Below are 18182 nucleotides of genomic sequence, written 5' to 3'. Positions count from 1 at the left end.
GCAGGACGTTCCGTCAATCGGCTGCGAGGGGCTCCAGCGCCAGCCAGAGCGCCTCGACACTGCCGAATTCCCGGTCCACTTCCGGCAGTTCCGGCCGCGCCAGGATCAGCACCGGCACACCGCGTTCACGGGCAACCTGAAGCTTCGGCTCGGTGGCCTGGCTGCCGCTGTTCTTGCTGACCAGCACGTCGGTACCCAGACGGGTGAACAACTCGCGTTCGCCCTCGAGGGTGAACGGCCCCCGGGCGCCGAGCACTTCGGCCCGCGCGTTGCCGGGCAGGCTTTGCAGGCAACGCACGGTCCAGTGTTGATGGGCGGGGATCTCGCCCAGATGCTCCAGCGGCTCGCGGCCCATTGTGAAAAGCGGGCGGCGAAAATCATCCAGCGCCGAGATCAGCGCCGGCCAGCCGGCCACCTCGCGCCAGTCGTCAGCGTCGCCCGCCTGCCAACCGGGACGACGCAGCGCCCAACAGGGCACGCCAGCCAGCTGCGCGGCGCGGGCGGCATTGTCACTGATCTGCGCGGCGTAGGGATGGGTAGCATCGAGCAGCAGGTCGAAACCGCGTTCGCGGATGAAGTCCGCAAGGCCTTCGGCGCCGCCGTAACCGCCCACCCGCACTTCACAGGCGAGGTCGTCCGGCACTTTGCCGAGGCCGGCAAGACTGTACAGGTGTTGCGGACCGAGACGACGGGCAATGGCCAGCGCCTCGCCAATGCCGCCCAGCAGCAATACTCGTTTCATCGCACCTCCAGCGCTTCGCCCACCAGGCTGCCCTGGCGGTCGATGGCGAAGACTTCCAGCGTCACTTCCAGGGGCACGATGCGCCGGGCAAAGGCCAGCGCGCGGGCGCAGACGGCGTCCCCCAGTGCGATGCCGTCGGCGCGGCACAGCGCCAGCGCCTGCTGGCTGGTGTTGGCTGCGCGCATGCGTTGTTGCAGCTCCAGCGACGCGCCAATTTCCGCCGCCCACTCGGCCAGCTGCGGCAGGTCGATGCTGGAGTGGCGACTGTGCAGGTCCATGTGGCCGGCGGCGAGCTTGCTGATCTTGCCGAAGCCGCCGCAGACGCTGAAGCGCTCCACCGGCACCTTGCGCAGGTGCTTGAGCGCGGCGCCGGCAAAGTCGCCCATCTCGATCAGCGCGGTGTCGTCGAAGCCGTAGCGACGGCGCATGGCGTCCTCGCTGGCGTTGCCGGTGCAGGCGGCGAGATGACGGAAGCCGTTGGCGCGGGCAACGTCGATGCCCTGCTGGATCGAGGCAATATACGCCGAGCAGGAGAACGGCCGGACGATGCCGGTGGTGCCGAGGATCGACAGGCCGCCGAGGATGCCCAGGCGCGGATTCATGGTCTTGAGCGCCAGCTCGGCGCCGCCCTCGATATTGATCGTGACGTCGAAGCCGCCGGCGTAGCCGCACTCGGCCGCCAGCGCGGCGAGGTTGCCCTGCATCATCTGCCGCGGCACCGGGTTGATCGCCGGCTCGCCCACCGCCAGCACCAGCCCCGGCTTGGTGACGGTGCCGACGCCTTCTCCCGCGTGGAAGCGCACACCGGGCTCGTCGCTCAGGGCGACGCGAGTGAAGACCAGCGCGCCGTGGGTCACGTCCGGGTCGTCGCCGGCATCCTTCAGCGTGCCGGCTTCGGCGCCCTCGGCGGTGAGCCGGCAGAACTCCAGGCGCAGGGTCGCGCTGCGCTCTTTGGGCAGGGCGATCTGCGCCGCGTCCAGCGCCTCACCGGTCAGCAGCAGGCGCGCCGCCGCCAGGCTGGTGGCGGTGGCGCAGCTGCCGGTGGTGTAGCCACTGCGCAGCGGACGGGGTTCTTCGCAAGTCTCTTCGCGCATCGTCAGTCGGCCAGGGGCTTGCGCACTTCCAGCAGGGTGATCGGCAACGCCGCGCGCCAGGTATCGAAACCGCCCAACGGCTGGGCCTGGGACACCGACAGGCGGGTCAGCTCGCCACCGATGCGCGCGCGCCAGCTCAGCAGCATGGACTCGCTCTGCAGGGTGACGGCGTTGGCGACCAGCCGGCCGCCGGGCTTGAGTTGTTCCCAGCACTGCTCGAACACGCCGGGCAGGGTCACGCCGCCACCGATGAAGATCGCGTCGGGGCGCTCCAGCCCCTGCAAGGCTTCCGGCGCGGCGCCGCAGACCAGTTGCAGCGCCGGCACGCCGAGGGCGTCGCGGTTGAAACGGATGTGCTCCTGGCGCCCGTCGTTGGCTTCGATGGCCAGCGTGCGGCAGCCTGGATGCGCGCGCATCCACTCGATGCCGATGGAGCCACAGCCGGCGCCGACATCCCAGAGCAGCTCGCCGGGCTTCGGCGCCAGCCGCGACAGAGTCACGGCACGCACGTCACGCTTGGTCAGTTGGCCGTCATGGCGGTAGGCATCGTCCGGCAGGCCAACGGTCAGCGGCAGACGAACGGCGTCGGCACCTGCCACGCATTGCACCGCGACGAGATTCAGCGCGGCGGTCTCGCCCGGCGACCAGTTGCTGGCGAGCCCGTCGATGCGTCGCTCCGCCTCGCCGCCCAGGTGTTCCAGCACGCTGAGGCGACTGACGCCGAAGCCTCGCTCGCGCAGCAGCGCAGCTATGGCGGCCGGGCTGCTGCCATCGTTACTGAGGATCAGCAGCTTTGCGCCGTCGTGGATCTGCGCATTGAGTGCGGCCAACGGGCGCGCCACCAGCGACAGCAGCGTGCAGTCCTGCAACGCCCAGCCCATTCGTGCCGCCGCGAGAGAGGCGGAAGACGGCGCGGAAAGCACCTGCATTTCCTCGGACGGAATCTGACGGGCGAGGCTCGCACCGACGCCGAACAGCATCGGGTCGCCGCTGGCCAGCACGCAGGTCGGCTCACCGCGCCGAAGCAATACCGGCTCCAGGCTGAACGGGCTCGGCCAGGCCTGGCGACGGGCACCCAGGCAATGCGGCAGCAACTCCAGCTGGCGTGGCGCGCCAAACACTTCGCTGGCGGCGAGCAGGGCGCGGCGCGCGGCCTTGCCGAGGCCGGCATAGCCGTCCTCGCCGATGCCGACGATGGTCAGCCAGGGCGTCATGAAATGTCCTCAGGGGTGCGACGATCGATCCGACGGGCAGGCTTTTCCTGACCTCGGGCAAAGCAGGCATAATACCCGCTTCGTCGGTGCTCGTAGGACGCTTCGCCTTTTGAGGTGAGGTTTCTCAGAGCCGAAGAGGGAACACGGTTAAGCCGTGGCTGCCCCCGCAACTGTAAGCAGCGAGTCCGCGCAATGCGGCGACACGAGAACGAGGTTCCGTGCCGCCGGCCAGGCCACTGGGCAACCGGGAAGGCCGCGCTGGATGAGGACCTGCCAGCCAGGAGACCTGCCGACGAAACCAGTCGCGCGTGCAGACATCGAGCGGGGTGTATCGGTGTCGTGAAGTCCCCTGTGGGGGATTCGCAGGTCACCGCGACCCAGCCCTGGTGACCTCCGTGCAAGACTCCTCAGCCCTGCCCGTCCGCCCGCATGCCTGCCCCGGTCTGCTGCGTATCGTGGCCTCCCGTGATGGTGGCATCTGCCGTATCAAGCTGCCCTGTGGGCAACTCGACGCCGACGCCGCGCGCGCCATCGCCCTGGCTGCCGAACGCCATGCTGACGGCGTGCTGGAGGCGACCAACCGCGCCAACCTGCAGATTCGCGGCGTACATACCGGCGCCGAAAATGCGCTGAGCCGCGAGCTGCTGGCCGCCGGCCTCGGCCCGCGTGAACTGGCGTCGGACGACGTGCGCAACCTGCTGGTCAGTCCGGCTCTGGGCCTGGGCACTGGCAGCGCTTTCGATGCGAGCCCGCTGGCGCGCCAGCTGCTCGACCTGCTGGAACGCACCCCGCGCTTCCACGACCTGTCACCCAAGTTCGGCATTCAGCTGGACGCCGGCGAAGCGCTGGCGATGCTGGAGCATCCCAACGATCTCTGGCTGTCGGCCCTGTCCGACGATGCGGCGCCGCTGTTCGCCTTCGGCCTGGCCGGTTGCCCGCCGCAGCGCGAGAGCGATCGCCCGGCCCTCGCCGCCGTGCCCGCCGGGCAGGTACCGCAGTTGGTGGAAGCCCTGCTGCACCTGTTCCTCGATCTCGTCGGCGACGGCCAGACGCGCATGCGCCACCTGCGCGAGATGCTCCGCGATGAAGTGCTGCTGGAGCGCCTGCAGCAACGCCTGCCGTTCGCGCTGCAACTCGGGCCGGCTGTGGATAACTGGCGACGTCCTGCACCACAGGCCTTCGGCCATCTCGGGATTCAGCCCCAGCGCCAGCCGGAACGCGCCATGGTCGGCGCGAGATTCGTCCTCGGACGACTCGACAGCACCACCCTGTTCGGCCTCGCGGATCTTGCCGAGCGCTTCAGCGTCGGACAGCTGCGTCTGACGCCCTGGCAAAGCCTGATCCTCCCTGACGTGGCACAAACCGATGCAGCCGTCGTGCTCGGCGCGCTGGCCAACCTCGGCCTGGGGATCGACGCCGCGCAGCCGCTGTCGCGCCTCGTCGCGTGCAGCGGTTCCAGCGGTTGCGCTCGTGGGCTGGCCGACACCAAGGCCGATGCGCTGCGTCTGGCCGAACGCCTGCGCCACGCGCCGCCAGCCGGCGTACACCTGTGCGGCTGCCCGCGCTCCTGCGCCGCCGCCCACGTCGCCCCCTACACCCTGCTGGCCGTCGCCGACGGCCGCTATGACCTGTTCCGTCGCGCCGATGGCGTGGCCGGCTTCGGCCAGCCATTGGCGCGCAACCTTTCCCTCGATGCCGCCGGCGACCTGCTGGCCGCACCCGGAGCCCTCACCGATGCTTGATTACATTCGCGACGGCCAGGCGATCTACCGCCAGTCCTTCGCCACCATCCGCGCGGAAGCCGACCTGTCCGGCATCCCCACCGACCTTGAGAAACTCGCCGTGCGGGTGATCCACGCCTGCGGCATGGTCGACGTCGTGCAGGACCTGCGTTTCTCCGCCGGCGCCGGGGCCATCGGCCGTGCGGCACTGGCCGCTGGCGCGCCGATCCTCTGCGATGCGCGGATGGTCGCCGAGGGCATCACCCGCGCGCGCCTGCCGGCACACAACGAGGTGATCTGCACCCTCAATGATCCGGACGTCCCGGGGCTCGCCCGCGAGCTGGGCAACACCCGCTCGGCGGTGGCGCTGGAGCACTGGCGCGAACACCTGGAAGGCAGCGTGGTGGTGATCGGCAACGCGCCGACCGCGCTCTTCTACCTGCTGGAAATGCTCGATGCCGGCGCACCGAAACCGGCGCTGATCCTCGGCTTCCCGGTGGGCTTCGTCGGTGCCATGGAGTCCAAGGACGCCCTCGCCGCCGACAGCCGTGGCGTGCCCTACGTGATTGTCCGCGGTCGCCGTGGCGGCAGCGCGATGGCCGCCGCCGCGGTGAACGCCCTGGCCACGGAGGTGGAGTGATGACCGGCCGCCTCATCGGCCTGGGCGTCGGCCCGGGCGACCCGGAATTGCTGACCCTCAAGGCCCTGCGCCTGCTGCGCGCCGCCCCGGTGATCGGCTACTTCGTGGCCAAGGCCAAGCACCACGCCGGCCAGGGCGGCAACGCCTTCGCCATCATCGAGCAGCATCTGCTCGATGAGCAGCAACGCCTGCCGCTGGTCTACCCGGTGACCACCGAGAAGCTGGAGCCTCCGCTGACCTACGAAGGCGTGATCAGCGACTTCTATGACAGCGCCGCTGCGCAAGTGGCGATGCACCTGGATGCCGGCCGCGACGTGGCGGTGATCTGCGAGGGCGACCCGTTCTTCTACGGTTCCTACATGTACCTGCATGACCGTCTTTCGGAGCGGTATGACACCGAAGTCGTACCCGGCGTCTGTTCGATGCTTGGTAGCGCGGCTGTGCTCGGCGTGCCGCTGGTGTATCGCAACCAGAGCCTGTCGGTGCTGTCCGGCGTGCTGCCGGAGGACGAACTCAAGCGTCGCCTGGCCGACGCCGATGCGGCGGTGGTGATGAAGCTTGGCCGCAACTTCGACAAGGTCCGTCGCGTGCTGCGCGAGCTGGGCCGTGACGGCGGTGCCCACTACGTCGAGCGCGCGACCATGCGCGAGCAGCGCATCGTCGCGCTGGACGAAGTCGACCCGATGGCCTCGCCGTACTTCTCGATGATCGTCATCCCCGGCCAGCGGTGGAACGGCTGATGCGCGCTGCCATTGTCACTCTCGGTCAGGGTGCGCTGGCCACGGCGCGACGCCTGCAGGGTATTTATCCACAGGCGCGTGTGCTGGGTCTGAAGGACCGTGTCGAAGGAGCCGATGAGTCCTACACAAACTTCGGCGATACCCTGCGCCAGCTCTACCGCGACGACACCCCGATCATCGCCCTGTGCGCGGCCGGCATCGTCATTCGCACTCTCGCCCCGCTGCTGGTCCCCTCAATGGCAGACAAGGGCGCGGAGCCGCCGGTTCTGGCCGTCGCCGAAGACGGCAGCGCCGTGGTACCGCTGCTCGGCGGGCTCGGCGGTGTGAACCGCATGGCACGCGAGATGGCCGCCGCACTGGAAGTGGCGCCCGCCATCACCACCAGTGGCGAGCTGCGTTTCGGTGCCTGCCTGCTTGATCCGCCACCGGGCTATGCGCTGGCGGATATCGAACAAGGCAAGCGCTTCGTCTCCGACCTGCTGGGCGGCGACACCCTGCGCATCGAAGGCGACGCGCCCTGGCTGGACGAACTGGACCTGCCGCTGGCCGACGACGCCGCGCATACCCTGCGTATCGATGCGTGCGCCGAGGGCATCGCGCAGAACGAGCTGCGCATCCATCCGCGCATCGTCCTCGCCCACGTCACGCTGGTGGACTCGCAACTGCCCGAGCGCATTCGCCAGGGCTTGGCGCAGGCCGGGCTGGCCGAGGCGTCGCTGGCCGCGCTGGTGGCGCCACGCTGCCGCATGGCCGATCCGGCGCTGGCCGAGGCCGCGTGTGAGCTGAACGTGCCGCTGAGGTTTATCCACAGCGACGACGAATTTCCGCCGGCCGTGCTGCATGGCGACTCCTTCCACCTGCACCGCGCCGCCACGCCAGCTGAAGCCCAAGGCATCGGTCAGCCGCGCGGACGACTCAGCGTGATCGGTCTGGGCCCCGGCGCCAGCGACTTCATGATCCCCGCCGTGCGCCGCGCGCTGGACGAAGCCCAGGACCTGCTCGGCTACGAGACCTACGTGAAGATGGCCGAGCCGTTGCGCGACGACCAGGTGCGCCACTGCACCGACAACCGCGAGGAAATGCAGCGCGCCCGTCATGCCTTCGAACTGGCCGCCAGCGGCCGGCGCGTGGTGGTGATTTCCTCCGGCGACCCCGGCGTGTTCGCCATGGCCGCCGCGGTGATGGAAGCCCTGCACGAGAGCAGCGACCCGCATTGGCATGGCGTGGAGCTGGAGGTACTGCCGGGCGTGTCTGCTGCGCTGGCGGCTGCCGCCAAGGCCGGTGCGCCGCTGGGGCATGACTTCTGTCTGATTTCCCTGTCGGACAACCTCAAGCCCTGGGACACCATCGAGCAGCGCCTGGACCATGCCGGCGCCGCCGACCTTGCCATGGCCTTCTACAACCCGATCTCCAGGGCACGCCCCTGGCAACTGGGGCGCGCGCTGGAAATCGTCCGCCGCCACCGCACGCCGGAAACCCTGGTGGTGCTCGGCCGCGATATCGGCCGCCCGGCGGAGGCGCTGCGCGTCGTCACCCTCGGTGAGCTGGTGCCTGAGATGGTGGACATGCGCACGCTGGTGATCATCGGCTCGTCCCTGACCCGGCGCTTCCCCCGCGCCGGCGGTGGCGACTGGGTGTATACGCCGCGCTGGTATCGCTGAAGCAAAACTGTAGGAACGCCCCACGGGCGTGGTCGCGGGCATGGCCCGCTCCTACAGGAAACACCGGAGCTTCAGACATATCTTGCAAATGGCCATCGCCTTGTTGAAAATGCGATAAATTATCATTTGCAACCTTTGCGCGCCCATGTCCTCGACCTTCGATGTCCAGTCGCTCTACAGCGACCATCACGGCTGGCTGCACAACTGGCTTCGCGGCCGGCTGGGCAATGCCGCCGATGCCGCCGACCTGGCCCAGGACACCTTCCTGCGCGTATTGCACAGGCCCGAGCGCGTCGAACTGCACACCCCGCGCGCCTTCCTGCGTACCGTCGCCCGCGGCCTGGTGATCGATCACTGGCGACGCCAGGAACTGGAGCGCGCCTACCTCGACTCCATCGCCCATCTGCCGGAAGCGCAGGTGCCGTCGGCGGAAGACCGGCACACCATCCTCCAGCTGCTGGAGAACATCGCCCGCCTGCTCGACGGCCTCAAGCCGAAGGTGCGCAGCGCTTTCCTGCTGGCCCAGTGCGAAGGCATGCCCCATGCACGGATCGCAGAAGAACTGGGCGTCTCGGTACGCTCGGTGGAGCGCTACATCGCCGAAGCGCTGTTCCACTGCTACCAGTTGCGGTACGCCGAGTGAGCGGCGCCAGCGCCACGCCCGATCCGCGGGTGGTGAAGCAGGCCATCCAATGGACCCTGCGACTGAGCGGTAATGCCGATCCTGAGTTGCTCAGCGCCTGCGAGCACTGGCGCCAGGCCAACCCCGAGCACGAAACCGCCTGGCTGCGGGTGCAAGCGCTGAACAGTGAACTGGCCGCCGGCTACCAGGCCGTGCCCGGCGCTCGCGTGGCGCTGGAGACGCTTGAAAACACCAGCCAGCGCCTGCAGCGGCGCCAGGCGCTCAAGCTGCTCTCGACCTTCGCCATCGGCGCCTCCGCGCTGTGGCTGGCCCGCGACGTCGCGCCCTGGCAAAGCTGGATGGCCGACTACAGCACCGCCACCGGCGAGCGCCAGCGCTTCACCCTGGCCGATGGCAGCCTGCTGCAACTGAACACCGACAGCGCGGTGAACGTGCGCTTCGATCCGCGCCAGCGCCTGCTGGTGCTGGAGCGCGGCGAGATTCTCGTCAGCACCGCCCAGGACGCTGCGCGCCCGTTGCGCGTGCGCAATCGCGACGGCCTGTTCGAAGCCCTGGGCACCCGTTTCGTGCTGCGCCAGGACGAGCGCTCCACACGCCTTAGCGTCGAAGAGGGCTCGGTGGCCATCGCCCCGCGCGTGCGCGGCCAGACCACCGCCATCGCCGAAGCCGGGCAGACCTACGAGATCAACGGTGACAGCGCCCTGCTGGCCGAACGCAGCAACATGGACAGCGCCGCCTGGGCCGACGGCCTGATCGTCACCCGCGACATGCGCCTGGCGGACTTCCTCGCCGAGATCGGCCGCTATCGCCATGGTCGTCTGCATTGCGATGCCAGCGTGGCCGATCTGCGACTGTCCGGCGTATTCCGCCTGGACGACACCGACAAGCTGCTGGCCCTGCTGCCGCAGACCCTGCCGGTGCGGGTGGAGAAGCGCACGGACTGGTGGGTGACGGTGAGCGCCCGAAGCTGACGGCCGTATCCACCAGTCGGAGCGCCCCATGGGCGCGATCGCGGGCGTGGCCCGCTCCTACAAATCAGCGCCAAACAGTTTTATTTCTCAAACGAGAATTATTTTTGTCGGGTTTCGCCGCCCGGATCGGCAAGGAGGAATAACCCGATCATTCCCCTTGTCCACGGAAGTCCCAGCATGCCAGCCGTCCACGCTCCGAAGCCCTCCCCTGCCCTGCCCCGCGCCAGCCGGCTGGCCCATGCCGTGCGCGGCGCGCTGCTGTGCGCCAGCCTGGGAGCCAACCTGCCGCTGAGCGCCTTCGCCGCAGACGCTGCCGCCATCACCAGCAGCCGCGCCTACGCGATTCCCGCCGGCCCCCTGGACGAGGTGCTCAACAGCTTCGCCCGCGAAGCAGGCATCACCCTGTCGGCCACGCCGGAGCAAACCCGCGGCCTGAATTCGGCCGGGCTGAACGGTACCTACTCGGTGGACCAGGGCCTCTCGCGCCTGCTGGTCGATACTCCGCTGGAAGCCCTGGACCAGGGCGACGGCAACTACGTGCTGCGCGCGGCCGCGCCGAGCGACGTGCTGGCCATGCCGTCCAGCGACGTGTTCGCCCTCGGCAACGCGCTGGGCGAGGAAGACGGCTACCTGGCGACCCACAGCCAGATCGCCACCAAGACATCCAAGTCCCTGCTGGAAACCAGCCAGAGCGTCTCGGTGATCACCCGCGAGCAGATCGACGACACTGCCTCCAAGACCGTGCAGCAAGCCATGCGCTACACCCCCGGCATCTTCACCGGCCAGGTCGGTGCCTCGAACCGTTACGACTACGTGGTGATGCGCGGCTTCGCCGACAACAGCGTGGACAACATCTACCTCGACGGCCTGAAGGCCATGGGCGACAGCGGCACCTTCAGCTCGATGCAGATCGACCCGTACTTCCTCGAGCGCATCGACGTGCTCAAGGGCCCGTCCTCGGTGCTCTACGGCCGCAGCCTGCCCGGCGGCCTGGTGGCGCTGACCAGCAAGAAGCCGCTGTACGAGGGCTACCACCAGATCACCGGCACCGTGGGCAACATGGGCCAGAAGGAAATGGGCTTCGACTTCAGCGGCCCGCTGGATGAGGAGAAGCGCATCGCCTACCGCCTGGTCGGCCTGGGCAAGGGGTCGGACACCCAGTTCGACCACGTCAAGGAAGAGCGCTATGCCATCGCCCCGACCCTGGCCATCGACTTCACCGACGACACCACCCTGACCCTGCAGGGCTACCTGCAGCACGACCCGAACGGCGGCTACCACGGCGGCGTGCCGGCGGACGGCGCACTGTTCCACCACAACGGCCAGAAGATCTCCCGCGAGTTCTTCGACGGCGAGCCGAGCAAGGACGACTTCGACCGTACCCAGCGCATGTTCGGCTACCAGCTGGAACATCGTTTCGACGACGTGTGGACCGCGCGGCAGAACTTCCGCTACCTGGATTCCGACGTCGATCTCTCGCAGGTCTATGCCTACGGCTGGACTGCGCCGGACGAGAACACCCTGAACCGCTACTTCTCCGGCGCCCGCGAGCACCTGCAGGCGTACATCGTGGATAACATGGCGCAAGCCGAGTTCAACACCGGCTCGGCCAAGCACACCCTGCTGATGGGTCTGGACTACCAGCGCCGCCGCACCACCGTCGACTGGCGCTCCGGCTCGGCGCAGCCGCTGGATGCGTTCGACCCGCAGTACGGCAACGACGCCATCAGCTACTACCCGGACGACAACCACACCCGGCGCCTGGAACAGACCGGCGTCTACCTGCAGGACCTGATCGACATCGACAACTGGCGCTTCTCCCTCGGCATGCGCGAGGACTGGGTGACTGTCGAGGACAAGAACCGCAGCAGCGGCAGCAAGGCCGACGACGACTGGAAGAAATTCACCGGGCGCATCGGCGCGCTGTACCTGTTCGACAACGGCATCGCGCCGTACATCAGCTACTCCGAGTCGTTCAACCCCAACGCCTACTCCGACCAGTCCGGCACGCCGTTGGAGCCGACCGAGGGCAAGCAGTGGGAAGCCGGCCTGAAATTCCAGCCCGAGGGCAGCCGCAGCCTGTACACCGCGTCGATCTTCCACATCACCCAGGAGAACGTCGCGTCGAAGGAGCCGCAGGACAACTTCTACACCTCCGTGGGTGAAGTGCGCTCCCAAGGCCTGGAGCTGGAGGCCCACACCCAGCTCACCGATAACCTCAAGGTGCTCGGCAGCTACACCTACACCGACATCACCTACACAAAATCGCTGGACGGCAACCAGGGCCACACCCCGAACCAGGCGCCCAAGCACATGGCCTCGCTGTGGGCCGACTACGGCTTCAATGCAGGCCCGCTGGACGGGCTGACTATCGGCGGCGGCGCCCGCTACGTCGGCGAGACCTGGGCGGACAAGGAAAACACCCTGCGCGTACCGGACTACACCCTGGTGGATGCACGCATCGGCTACGACCTGTCCCGCGTCGGCCTGAAGGGCCTGGATGTCAGCCTCAACGCCAACAACCTGCTGGACAAGGATTACGTGGCGTCCTGCTACAGCCTGGACTTCTGCTACTTCGGCGAGAAGCGCAACGTCACCGCGACGGTGAACTACCAGTTCTGATCATCAATCGGACAGCGCTCTTTGTAGGAGCGAGCTTGCTCGCGAACAGACGTCTCGGCAGCACGTAGGGCGGATAACCTGCTCCAGGTTATTCACCCTACCGGCCATCCGAGCTATTGAGCCCCGTGGAGCAGCCGTCGCCACGGGGCTTTTCATGTTCTAGAACTCCGCCGCGTGGCGGTAGCGCGCCTCCAGTTCCAGGGACATCCGGTAGGCCTGCGCCTCGCCCTCGGTGTGGAAGATGCCGACCAGTTGGCCTTCCTGGTGCACATCCCAGCAACGCCCACCGTGGGCGCGGAATTCGCGGGATTTATGGTCGTCGTCACGCTCGGTCACTGTGATGCTCATGTCTTTTCTTCTCCGGTTTTGCCGTACATCAAGGCAATGCCAGAATCATTTAATTAGCTAGCTAATTAAATAGCCACTTTCGAGAAAGACCCTTGCAAGGATTCGCCAAAACGAGCGTCCCAGAAACGCAAAAGCGCAGCTTGAAGGCTGCGCTCTTGGTGACGATTCGTTCGGCTTAGAACGGAATGTCGTCGTCGAAGCTGTCGTAGTCCGGAGCCGGTTGCGGCGCGGGCTGGGACTGCTGCTGCGGCGCAGGGCGCTGGGCCTGCTGCGGACGCTGCTGTTGCGGCTCGCGGGGAGCGCGCGGAGCATCATCACCACCGGCGCCCGGACGGCCACCCAGCAGCTGCATGTTGCCATTGATGTCGACCACGATTTCGGTGGTGTACTTGTCCTGGCCGTCCTGACCCTGCCACTTGCGGGTACGCAGGCTGCCTTCGACGTAGATCTGCGAACCCTTGCGCACGTACTCGGCGACGATTTCCGCCAGGCGACCGAAGAACACCACGCGGTGCCACTCGGTACGCTCCTGCTGCTGGCCGGTCTGCTTGTCCTTCCAGCTCTCGCTGGTGGCCAGGGTGACGTTGGTCACCGCGTTGCCGTTGGGCATGTAGCGGGTTTCCGGATCGCCACCAACGTTACCCACCAGAATGACTTTGTTAACCCCACGGGCCATGACGCTCTCCTAAAGGCTTCAGCACGTCGCCTGCTCGGCACCGGCTAGGCGCTCGAGGGACGTGCGATCAACTTGTTGGGAATCCACTTTGACATAAGCGGCCGCTTCTTCCACGACCACCATCACATCGCTCACACCGGGCAATGCCTTGAAACGCTCAGCCAACGAAGCATCGCGCAGCGCCTCGTCGGACAAAGGCAGGCGAATACTCGTTACATACGGAGGTTCACGCATGGTAACAGCAATCGCCAGCCAGATGGCAGCCAGCACGGCGCAGCCGATGAACACCCCGTCGAGCCCGCCATGCTGGTACATCCAGCCACCCAGGATGCCACCCACGGCGGCGCCGAGGAACTGGCTGGTGGAGTACACGCCCATCGCCGTGCCCTTGCCGCCGGCCGGCGACACCTTGCTCACCAGCGACGGCAACGAGGCCTCCAGCAGGTTGAACGCGGTGAAGTAGACGACGATGCCGAACACCAGTTCCTTGAGGCTGTTGCCGAACTCCCAGAAGAACAGCTCGCAGAGCATCAGGGTCGCCACGGCGCCGCTCAGCACACGTTTCATCTGGCGCTTCTTCTCGGCGTAGATGATGAAGGGAACCATGGCGAAGAAGCCGATCAGCAACGCGGTCAGGTAGACCCACCAGTGCTGCTCCTTCGGCAGGCCGGCGCGCTCCACCAGTGCCAGCGGGAGTGCGACGAAGCTGGCCATGAGGATCGCGTGCAATACCAGGATGCCGACGTCCAGGCGCAGCAGGTCGGCGTTCTTCAGGGTGGGGATCAGCGACTGCTTGGCGACACTGGATTCGCGGTGCTGCATGCGGTGATCGGGCACCGGCACCATGAACAGGATGATCAGGATGCCTACCAGCGCCATGCCGGAGGTGAACCAGAACAGGCCGTGCAGGCCGAACCAGTGGGTCAGCACCGGGCCGGCGACCATCGAGGCGGCGAAGGACACACCGATGCTCATGCCGATGATGGCCATGGCCTTGGTACGGTGCTGTTCGCGGGTCAGGTCCGAGAGCAGCGCCATGACCACTGCGGAAATCGCCCCGGCGCCCTGGATCACCCGGCCGGCGATGACGCCCCAGATGGTGTCGGAACTGGCGGCCACGCCGGCGCCGATGGCGAATACCAGCAGGCCGACGACGATGATCGCGCGGCGGCCGATGCGGTCGGACAAGGTGCCCAGAGGAATCTGCAGCACCGCCTGGGTCAGGCCGTAGGCACCCATGGCAAAACCAATGAGGGCCGGTGTCGAGTCGATCAGGTCCATGCCGTAGGTCATCATGACCGGCAGCAGCATGAACATGCCGAGCATACGGAAGGCATAGAGCAACGCCAGGCCGGAGGTTGCCCGGAGTTCTGTGCCACTCATGCGCTCAGTGTGGGAATCGTGCATAAGCCCCTCGTGGGAAGACGGATGTCGGGATTGCGCTTCATTGCTCCCGTACCGGCGTGCCCTTCCAGTCCGCGAAGAGCCGGCTGTCGCCAACGCCGAAAAATAGCCGGGCATTCTAGCAGCCCCGAAGTCCAAGGGCACACACGCGCCACTTTGCCGCGTGCCGGAAACGCCCCGTATAATCGATAGTTTTCGCCCGCCATGCGAGGCCGCAGTGGACAAGATCCTCATCCGTGGGGCACGTACCCACAACCTGAAGAACATCGACCTGACCCTGCCGCGCGACAAGCTGATCGTGATCACCGGCCTGTCCGGTTCCGGCAAGTCTTCCCTGGCCTTCGACACGCTCTACGCCGAGGGCCAGCGCCGCTACGTGGAATCCCTGTCGGCCTACGCCCGGCAGTTCCTCTCGATGATGGAAAAGCCCGACGTCGACACCATCGAAGGTCTGTCGCCGGCGATTTCCATCGAGCAGAAATCCACCTCCCACAACCCACGTTCCACCGTGGGCACCATCACCGAGATCTACGACTACCTGCGCCTGCTCTATGCACGCGTGGGTATTCCGCGCTGCCCGGACCACGACATCCCGCTGGAAGCGCAGACCGTCAGCCAGATGGTCGACCAGGTGCTGGCGCTGCCCGAAGGCCGCAAGCTGATGCTGCTGGCCCCGGTGATCCGCGAGCGCAAGGGCGAGCACCTGGCGGTATTCGAGGAGATGCGCGCCCAGGGCTTCGTCCGCGCCCGCGTCGACGGCAAGCTCTACGAACTGGATGAAGTGCCCAAGCTGGACAAGAAGCTCAAGCACTCCATCGATATCGTGGTCGACCGCTTCAAGGTGCGTGGCGACCTGCAGCAGCGCCTGGCGGAGTCCTTCGAGACGGCGATCAACCTGGCCGACGGCATCGCGCTGGTGGCACCGATGGACGATGAAGAAGGCGAAGAGATGATCTTCTCCGCCCGCTTCGCCTGCCCGATCTGCGGCCACTCCATCAGCGAGCTGGAACCCAAGCTGTTCTCCTTCAACAACCCGGCCGGCGCCTGCCCGACCTGCGATGGCCTGGGCGTGAAGCAGTTCTTCGACGCACGCCGGGTGGTGAACGGCGAGCTGACCCTGGCCGAGGGCGCGATCCGCGGCTGGGACCGGCGCAACGTCTACTACTTCCAGATGCTCGGCTCGCTGGCCGGGCACTTCGGCTTCAGCCTGGAAGAGCCTTTCCAGGATCTCGACCCGGACCACCAGAAGTTCATCCTCAACGGCTCGGGCCGCGAGAACGTCGAGTTCCGCTACCTCAACGACCGTGGCGACATCGTCAAGCGCGCGCACCCATTCGAGGGCATCCTGCCGAACCTGGAGCGCCGCTACCGCGAGACCGAGTCGGCCACCGTGCGCGAGGAGCTGGCCAAGTTCCTCAGCACCCAGCCCTGCCCGGACTGCCATGGCACCCGCCTGCGCCGCGAAGCGCGCCACGTGTGGGTAGGCGACAAGACCCTGCCGGCGATCACCTCGATGCCAGTGGGCACCGCCTGTGAGTACGCCGAGAGCCTGACCCTCACCGGCCGCCGCGGCGAGATCGCCTCGAAGATCCTCAAGGAGATTCGCGAGCGCCTGCAGTTCCTGGTCAACGTCGGCCTCGACTACCTGACCCTGGACCGCAGCGCCGATACCCTGTCCGGCGGCGAGGCCCAGCGCATCCGCCTGGCCAGCCAGATCGGCGCCGGCCTGGTGGGCGTCATGTACATCCTCGACGAGCCCTCCATCGGCCTGCACCAGCGCGACAACGAGCGCCTGCTGGGCACCCTCACCCACCTGCGCAACCTGGGCAACACGGTGATCGTGGTCGAGCACGACGAGGACGCCATCCGTCTCGCCGACTACGTCGTGGACATCGGCCCCGGTGCCGGCGTGCACGGCGGGCAGATCGTCGCCGAGGGCACGCCGCAACAGGTCATGGACCATCCTGATTCGGTCACCGGCGCCTATCTGTCCGGCCGCACCAAGATCGTCGTGCCCGCCGAGCGCACCCCGCGCAACAAGAAGCAACTGCTCAAGCTCAAGGGCGCGCGCGGCAACAACCTGCAGAACGTCAACCTGGAAATCCCGGTTGGCCTGTTCACCTGCATCACCGGCGTCTCCGGCTCAGGCAAGTCGACGCTGATCAACAACACCCTGTTCCCGATCACCGCCACCGCGCTCAACGGCGCCACCACGCTGGAAGTCGCGCCCTACGACTCGTTCGACGGCCTGCAGCACCTGGACAAGGTGGTGGACATCGATCAGAGCCCGATCGGCCGCACCCCGCGCTCCAACCCGGCGACCTACACCGGGCTGTTCACGCCGATCCGCGAGCTGTTCGCCGGCGTGCCGGAAGCCCGCTCGCGCGGCTACGGTCCGGGGCGCTTCTCGTTCAACGTCAAGGGCGGCCGCTGCGAGGCCTGCCAAGGCGACGGCGTGATCAAGGTGGAGATGCACTTCCTGCCGGACATCTACGTCCCCTGCGACGTCTGCAAAGGCAAGCGCTACAACCGCGAGACCCTGGAAGTCCGCTACAAGGGCAAGAGCATCACCGAGGTGCTGGACATGACCATCGAGGACGCCCGCGCGTTCTTCGACGCCGTGCCGGCCATCGCCCGCAAGCTGCAGACACTGATGGACGTCGGCCTGTCGTACATCAAGCTGGGCCAGAGCGCGACCACGCTGTCCGGTGGTGAGGCGCAGCGGGTGAAGCTGTCCCGCGAGCTGTCCAAGCGCGACACCGGCAAGACCCTGTACATCCTCGACGAGCCGACCACCGGCCTGCACTTCGCGGATATCCAGCAACTGCTGGACGTGCTGCACCGCCTGCGCGACCACGGCAACACCGTGGTGGTGATCGAGCACAACCTGGACGTGATCAAGACCGCCGACTGGCTGGTCGACCTCGGCCCCGAGGGCGGCTCCAAGGGCGGCCAGATCATCGCCACCGGCACGCCGGAGCAGATCGCGGAGCTGGCGGTGTCGCACACCGGACACTTCCTAAAGCCGCTGCTGGAGCGCGATCGGGCCTGATCCGCACCGGCATGAAAAAAGCCCCTGCTGCCGATTGGCACAGGGGCTTTTCTTTTGGATCTTGTAGGAGCGGACTATGCCCGCGATCAGCGCGCCTCGCGCGCTCCAGCAAGATACAGATCAGATCTGCGACTGCAGGTAGTTCTCCAGGCCCATCTTCTGGATCAGGCCCAGCTGCTGCTCAAGCCAATACGCGTGGTCTTCCTCGGTATCGGTCAGCTGCACGCGCAGGATGTCGCGGGTGACGAAGTCCTTGTGCTTCTCGCACAGGGCGATGCCCTTGGCCAGGGCGGCGCGTACGTGGCGCTCCAGCTTCAGGTCGGCCTCCAGCATCTCCGGCACGGTCTTGCCCGGATGAATGTCGTCCGGGCGCATGCGCGGGGTGCCTTCGAGCAACAGGATGCGGCGCAGCAGAGCGTCGGCGTGCTGGGTTTCCTCTTCCATTTCGTGATTGAGGCGCTCGTAGAGCTTGGTGAAGCCCCAGTCCTCGTACATGCGCGAGTGGATGAAGTACTGGTCGCGAGCGGCCAGCTCACCGGTCAGCAGCGTGTTGAGATAATCGATAACCTCGGCGTGGCCTTGCATCAGCCTTCTCCCTGGGACGTGACAGCGAATTAAACGGCGCTATGGTCGCGACTGGCCATGACCGGGGTC

Annotated in this window: 15 protein-coding genes and 1 riboswitch; of the genes, 8 read left to right on the top strand and 7 right to left on the bottom strand. The window is 67.0% G+C overall.

Features of this window, described 5'->3' with window-relative positions; translation table 11 throughout:
- Positions 1–13 precede the first annotated feature (13 nt).
- Genes ABKS89_RS03445 through cbiE form a run of 3 tightly spaced genes read right to left on the bottom strand, consistent with a single transcriptional unit; the run spans position 14 to position 3050 of the window.
- Positions 14–742 (bottom strand): cobalt-precorrin-6A reductase, encoded by a 729-nt coding sequence (locus tag ABKS89_RS03445; protein ID WP_138216871.1) that lies wholly within the window; start codon positions 740–742, stop codon positions 14–16.
- Entirely contained in the window at positions 739–1836 is a 1098-nt protein-coding gene (locus ABKS89_RS03440; RefSeq protein WP_348589767.1) for a cobalt-precorrin-5B (C(1))-methyltransferase, read from the bottom strand. Before ABKS89_RS03440 ends, ABKS89_RS03445 begins: the two co-directional genes overlap by 4 nt.
- A 2-nt stretch (positions 1837–1838) precedes the next feature.
- Complete coding sequence (gene cbiE, locus ABKS89_RS03435) at positions 1839–3050, bottom strand: precorrin-6y C5,15-methyltransferase (decarboxylating) subunit CbiE (protein ID WP_348589769.1); 1212 nt, start codon at positions 3048–3050, stop codon at positions 1839–1841.
- 67 nt (positions 3051–3117) lie between these two features.
- Positions 3118–3358: riboswitch (cobalamin riboswitch) on the top strand.
- Positions 3359–3436: 78 nt separating this feature from the next.
- Between cbiE and cobG the strand changes: the two genes are divergently transcribed.
- The 7 genes from cobG to ABKS89_RS03400 all read left to right on the top strand — a co-directional run bounded on the left by cobG (position 3437) and on the right by ABKS89_RS03400 (position 12048).
- Positions 3437–4792, top strand: a complete 1356-nt coding sequence (cobG, locus tag ABKS89_RS03430) for a precorrin-3B synthase (RefSeq protein WP_518300984.1) — start codon at positions 3437–3439, stop codon at positions 4790–4792.
- A complete protein-coding gene (locus ABKS89_RS03425) occupies positions 4785–5411 on the top strand; it encodes a precorrin-8X methylmutase (protein WP_348589772.1) in 627 nt (208 codons plus the stop codon). Before cobG ends, ABKS89_RS03425 begins: the two co-directional genes overlap by 8 nt.
- Positions 5411–6151, top strand: coding sequence for a precorrin-2 C(20)-methyltransferase (locus ABKS89_RS03420; RefSeq protein WP_138216866.1), 741 nt, complete (start codon positions 5411–5413; stop codon positions 6149–6151). Before ABKS89_RS03425 ends, ABKS89_RS03420 begins: the two co-directional genes overlap by 1 nt.
- Positions 6151–7812, top strand: coding sequence for a precorrin-3B C(17)-methyltransferase (gene cobJ, locus ABKS89_RS03415; RefSeq protein WP_348589773.1), 1662 nt, complete (start codon positions 6151–6153; stop codon positions 7810–7812). Before ABKS89_RS03420 ends, cobJ begins: the two co-directional genes overlap by 1 nt.
- A 145-nt stretch (positions 7813–7957) precedes the next feature.
- Positions 7958–8455: a sigma-70 family RNA polymerase sigma factor gene (locus tag ABKS89_RS03410; RefSeq protein WP_348589774.1), complete on the top strand. Its 498-nt coding sequence runs from the start codon at positions 7958–7960 to the stop codon at positions 8453–8455.
- Positions 8452–9426 (top strand): FecR domain-containing protein, encoded by a 975-nt coding sequence (locus tag ABKS89_RS03405; protein ID WP_348589776.1) that lies wholly within the window; start codon positions 8452–8454, stop codon positions 9424–9426. Before ABKS89_RS03410 ends, ABKS89_RS03405 begins: the two co-directional genes overlap by 4 nt.
- A 177-nt stretch (positions 9427–9603) precedes the next feature.
- Positions 9604–12048, top strand: coding sequence for a TonB-dependent siderophore receptor (locus ABKS89_RS03400; protein WP_348589777.1), 2445 nt, complete (start codon positions 9604–9606; stop codon positions 12046–12048).
- Between the two features lie 159 nt (positions 12049–12207).
- Here the strand turns inward: ABKS89_RS03400 and ABKS89_RS03395 are convergent, their stop codons facing one another.
- From ABKS89_RS03395 to ABKS89_RS03385, 3 genes are all read right to left on the bottom strand, one after another.
- Positions 12208–12396: a hypothetical protein gene (locus ABKS89_RS03395; protein ID WP_348589779.1), complete on the bottom strand. Its 189-nt coding sequence runs from the start codon at positions 12394–12396 to the stop codon at positions 12208–12210.
- Positions 12397–12571: 175 nt separating this feature from the next.
- Positions 12572–13072, bottom strand: a complete 501-nt coding sequence (gene ssb / locus ABKS89_RS03390; RefSeq protein WP_081517086.1) for a single-stranded DNA-binding protein — start codon at positions 13070–13072, stop codon at positions 12572–12574.
- A gap of 18 nt (positions 13073–13090) precedes the next feature.
- Positions 13091–14479 carry an MFS transporter gene (locus tag ABKS89_RS03385; protein ID WP_138216860.1) on the bottom strand — a complete coding sequence of 463 codons (1389 nt, stop codon included), beginning with the start codon at positions 14477–14479 and terminating at the stop codon, positions 13091–13093.
- Between the two features lie 214 nt (positions 14480–14693).
- On the opposite strand from ABKS89_RS03385, the gene uvrA reads away from it, so the two are divergent.
- Positions 14694–17528, top strand: coding sequence for an excinuclease ABC subunit UvrA (uvrA, locus tag ABKS89_RS03380; RefSeq protein ID WP_348589780.1), 2835 nt, complete (start codon positions 14694–14696; stop codon positions 17526–17528).
- Positions 17529–17648: 120 nt separating this feature from the next.
- Here the strand turns inward: uvrA and bfr are convergent, their stop codons facing one another.
- Positions 17649–18113, bottom strand: coding sequence for a bacterioferritin (bfr, locus tag ABKS89_RS03375; protein WP_015475340.1), 465 nt, complete (start codon positions 18111–18113; stop codon positions 17649–17651).
- Positions 18114–18182: the final 69 nt, after the last annotated feature.

Source organism: Pseudomonas sp. LABIM340, from assembly GCF_040017195.2.
GTDB lineage: Bacteria > Pseudomonadota > Gammaproteobacteria > Pseudomonadales > Pseudomonadaceae > Pseudomonas.
This window is presented reverse-complemented; position numbering and strand designations above follow the sequence as displayed.